This is a genomic window from Pseudomonas luteola NBRC 103146, assembly GCF_002091675.1.
Classification (GTDB): Bacteria; Pseudomonadota; Gammaproteobacteria; order Pseudomonadales; family Pseudomonadaceae; genus Chryseomonas; species Chryseomonas luteola.
Genome location: NZ_BDAE01000061.1, coordinates 1 through 3,642 on the forward strand (window position 1 = coordinate 1; position 3,642 = coordinate 3,642).

Below are 3,642 nucleotides of genomic sequence, written 5' to 3' on the forward strand. Positions count from 1 at the left end.
TTCCTGCGTGGCCGTCTTGGCTCCGCTGCCCTGCTCGATCAGGCGAGCACCTAGGGCAATCATCTGCCGCTCTTTGGCGTCCATGGCCTCCTTGGCAAGCGTATTAGGCTGAGCCTGGAGGATGCCTGCCTGACCACCATTGGGAAGCAGCAGAGGCGCACGTGACCCGAAGTAGATCCCGGTTTCCTCCATATGGTCTCGCCACTGTTCATCCAGGCCGGAGATATAGACCTGCGGCTGACCCACCAGATAGGCGCTGTCTTCGTAGTCAGCACTGTTCCGGTAGTGGGCAATGTTCAGCTCCGCCATGTCATACAGCGGGGCGTCGTCAATGTTGGCGTCGTTGCTTTGCGATCCGAGGAAGGTAAAGGGGATTTCAGTCCAGGCAGCGCCGCGACCATCTGTTGGCTCACGAGCGTCAAAGATGTTCCAGCCACCCTCATTCCGCCAGATCTCGACGGCGTAGCGGCCTTCATCTGTCAGCCTGAGCACTCGGTACTGGTCTTTGACCTCCTGACCGAAGCCGTCCGCTGTGTCTTCCTCGTACTGCTCCTTCAGCACCACAAGGGACAGGACGTGCTGACCACCTACCTGGCGGGTACGCCAGTTGATGATGTCCTCGGCCTTGTATCCCGTTACCGTAGCCCGAATGCGCCCGGCCTGCATGTCAGCAAGCGATGCCCCGCCGTCAATGGCTGGGTAGTCCACCAGAAGCCCGTGCCGGCCAGTTTCGAGCAGATGCCCGATGACCGCCTGACTCTGTTGGTAGATGCTGACGCCCTGACCGTCGATATCCTCGCTGACGTACTGGAGCAGAGAGGGAACCTTGAGCGTCGGCCATGTGGTGAACACCGCACCTACCAGACCGTTCTTTGTCCGCCCTGTGGCGTTGTAGAACACGGCTCTGGCAAGGTACGACTCATAGCGCTTCCGATTGGCCGCACTCTTGTCTTCAGGGTTGGGTTGGGGCAAGTAGAAACTCTTGCTTTCCTTGATGCGTTCGGAGCCTTTGCAGACGTCGCGCACCAGTCGCCAGCGGCGTCGTGCAGCCGTAAGCTCTGGCCTTTCGTAAGTAACGTCTGCCATTAGCGTGCAAATCCCATAGCAATAGTGGTGACAGGCTTGACGATCGGATAGTCCTTGTGGATGAAGTACCCACCAGCATCGTTCGGATGGTCATTGCCTTGTGTCTTATCTGGCTCGCCGTTAGCAGCCCATACCTGCTGCTCTAGTGCGTCGGCATAGGTCGGGCATTTGTCGGCGTTAACTCGGTAGCGGCGCTCACCCTGGGCATTGCAGAACATCGCATTCATGGCGTTGATGCGATCCTTCACCGGAGGGTTGCTTGGCGGCGCTATGACGGCAAACCCTGCTTGTTTCAGCTGGGCTATGTCCGTTGTGCTGGCGTTCACTGACTTTCGTGAGTCACCAGAGGCGTCAGGGTAAATCCTGATCTGCCGTGTGTTGCGATAGTCACCATCGGCGTATAGCCAATAGCGCTCCTTGATCTTCTTGATCATGTCGGGCGTGTCATAGCCGTTAATGATCTCATCCACCGCATGAGGCATACCCAGGCGCTTAACGTGGACGATGGCTGACATCTTGCCAACGTTGAAGTCCATGCCAATGAACAGGGGTTCTGCCGGCTGAATAGTCTCCTGTGAGGCGTTCAGCTTGCGGTCATACGTGTGATAGATCGATCCAGACGTCAGGTTGACGAACTGGCCGTTCAGGTATGCCCTGATTAACTGTTCCGGATACGACTCGAACAGTGAGGGTATGTAGTCATCAGGAAGGTTGAGTTCGTTATCGTAGGTGCTCGCCTGGATCATTCCATAGCGCTCACCAAGGGCAGGCTTCTCTCTTACCTGCTTAGCAAACTGCTGATAGACGAACTTGAAGCCCTCGGGCGTCGTTGTGACGTCTACGCCATTCCTTAACCCGTCCACGTTGTAACGCATACGGGCGATAATCTTACGCCAAGCCTCTTGGGCCTTATTGGCGTTCATTACGTCCAGCTCATCGACCAGACCATGACCGATCTTGAAGCCCACAATCGTCTGAGGCTTTTCCATCGATCTGCAGATGATCGTTCCGCGATAGGATCGACCGCTGTAGATGTGGACCTCATGATTACCCTGGTTGATAAGGACCTTCAGGCCCCACTCATAGGCAACCTCTTCCATCGTCGGATAGAAGATGTCTCGTATCTGGCTATAGGTCGGTGCGAAGTACCCTGCGTTGATGCGGGGCCATTCCCACATATGCTTGGACAGGCCACAACACCCCACCCAGGTCTTGCCTGAGCCGAATCCTGCAACGAATGCCTTGAACTTATGGGGTAGTGCCAGGAACTGCGATTGAGGGACGTTAAGCGTCGGGTTTACGGGCATCTTTGACTGTGACCTCAACGCGCATCGGCGGTAAATCGTCTGGATCAGACTCGACTGGCTTGTCTCTCCATTTCGCCGGCTGCCTGTTCTTCAGCCAGAAGATTGCGGCAGTGGTATCTGGCGGGTAATGCTTGATGATTGGCGTCTGGATGATTTCGCCATTCACTACCCTAATGTCTGTGTCTTCGTGCTCGTATCCAGTAGCACGATGGAATAGTTTCGAAGCAACCTCGGCGTCTGCCAGCGTCTTGCCGCCTTTTAGGGACTCAAGAAACGCTGGATGAGCCTTCTTCCAAGCATTCAATGTCTGCTCGGACACCTCGAAGTATTCCGCTAGTTCTTTATCGGTCAGGCCCAGCTTGCAAAGCTTGAGTGCCTGTGCGGCGTACTCCGCCTTGTAGCTTGTTGGTCTTCCCATAGTTCATTGCCGCTACACCTTTTCAGGCTTCTCGTTTGTCTTTACCCAGCCCATGATCTTGTACTTGAGGAAATCCCCAATTCTGGCCATTGCTGAGCAGTGATCCTTAGTTACGCCATAAGTGGTCATGTGTTCGCCACCGGATTCGCCAACCTTTCTGGCGAAAATCATTACTTGGTCATAACCGTAATCGTCTGCAATTCGCTTTGCCGCCGAAATAGGGATTCTCTTCATAGCTACTCGATCACCCGTTGAATCGATACCACACCGTAGAAGTACTCGATCTCTTCCGCGCCGCAGTAAAAGGTTGCTAGGCGGCCACGCCAGACGACAGAGTCAGCCTCTACGATCCGCTCATCATTGTCGTCTGTTGTTACCTTCCACTGTGTCATGGCCTTACCCTCAGCCCTTTGAGAACAACTGCCTCTACCTTGTCGAGGTCAGGCTCTAATCCCGTTAGCCTGGACATAAGCACAAGGCCATAGAGGTATGGCCTAACCCACCATGCGACCTTAACCGTTAGCGTCATGGTTACCTTGGCCATCTCTACTTTCCTCAACAGGAACAACGGTTACCACGACTCTAAGCCTTCGCGTGTATACCCCGTCACCCTCTGGTCTCTTCACCTTGTAGGGTCGAGGCGCGTACACAACGATGCCTTGCTTGGTATCAGCCCAGCGGACGTTGAGCACCTCGTTGCCATTGACGAACACGCGTCGATGGCCGCGACCATCGTTCCAATGGTGGAAATGATCGTTAGTCATGGTCTTCACCTATTTGAAGACTTCACGGAATGCATCCAGAGCAGGCTTATTACGATCAGCCTCAAGG

General features: G+C 54.8%; 6 protein-coding genes. All 6 read right to left on the reverse strand.

Annotated elements, in window-relative coordinates; translation table 11 throughout:
• Window positions 1-1,086, reverse strand: a 1,086-nt coding sequence (locus PLU01S_RS24880) for a DUF4055 domain-containing protein (protein WP_084339957.1), incomplete at its 3' end; no start/stop codon positions are given.
• A complete protein-coding gene (locus PLU01S_RS24885; protein WP_074830554.1) occupies window positions 1,086-2,393 on the reverse strand; it encodes a terminase large subunit domain-containing protein in 1,308 nt (435 codons plus the stop codon). The genes PLU01S_RS24880 and PLU01S_RS24885, both read right to left, overlap by 1 nt.
• A complete protein-coding gene (locus tag PLU01S_RS24890) occupies window positions 2,371-2,811 on the reverse strand; it encodes a transposase (RefSeq protein WP_074830552.1) in 441 nt (146 codons plus the stop codon). The genes PLU01S_RS24885 and PLU01S_RS24890 overlap by 23 nt, the downstream gene beginning before the upstream one ends.
• A gap of 12 nt (window positions 2,812-2,823) precedes the next feature.
• Window positions 2,824-3,045: a hypothetical protein gene (locus PLU01S_RS24895; RefSeq protein ID WP_074830549.1), complete on the reverse strand. Its 222-nt coding sequence runs from the start codon at window positions 3,043-3,045 to the stop codon at window positions 2,824-2,826.
• Between the two features lie 2 nt (window positions 3,046-3,047).
• A complete protein-coding gene (locus PLU01S_RS25895; RefSeq protein ID WP_159435136.1) occupies window positions 3,048-3,203 on the reverse strand; it encodes a hypothetical protein in 156 nt (51 codons plus the stop codon).
• A 120-nt stretch (window positions 3,204-3,323) separates the two neighbouring features.
• Entirely contained in the window at window positions 3,324-3,575 is a 252-nt protein-coding gene (locus tag PLU01S_RS24900) for a hypothetical protein (RefSeq protein ID WP_074830546.1), read from the reverse strand.
• Between the last annotated feature and the right edge of the window lie 67 nt (window positions 3,576-3,642).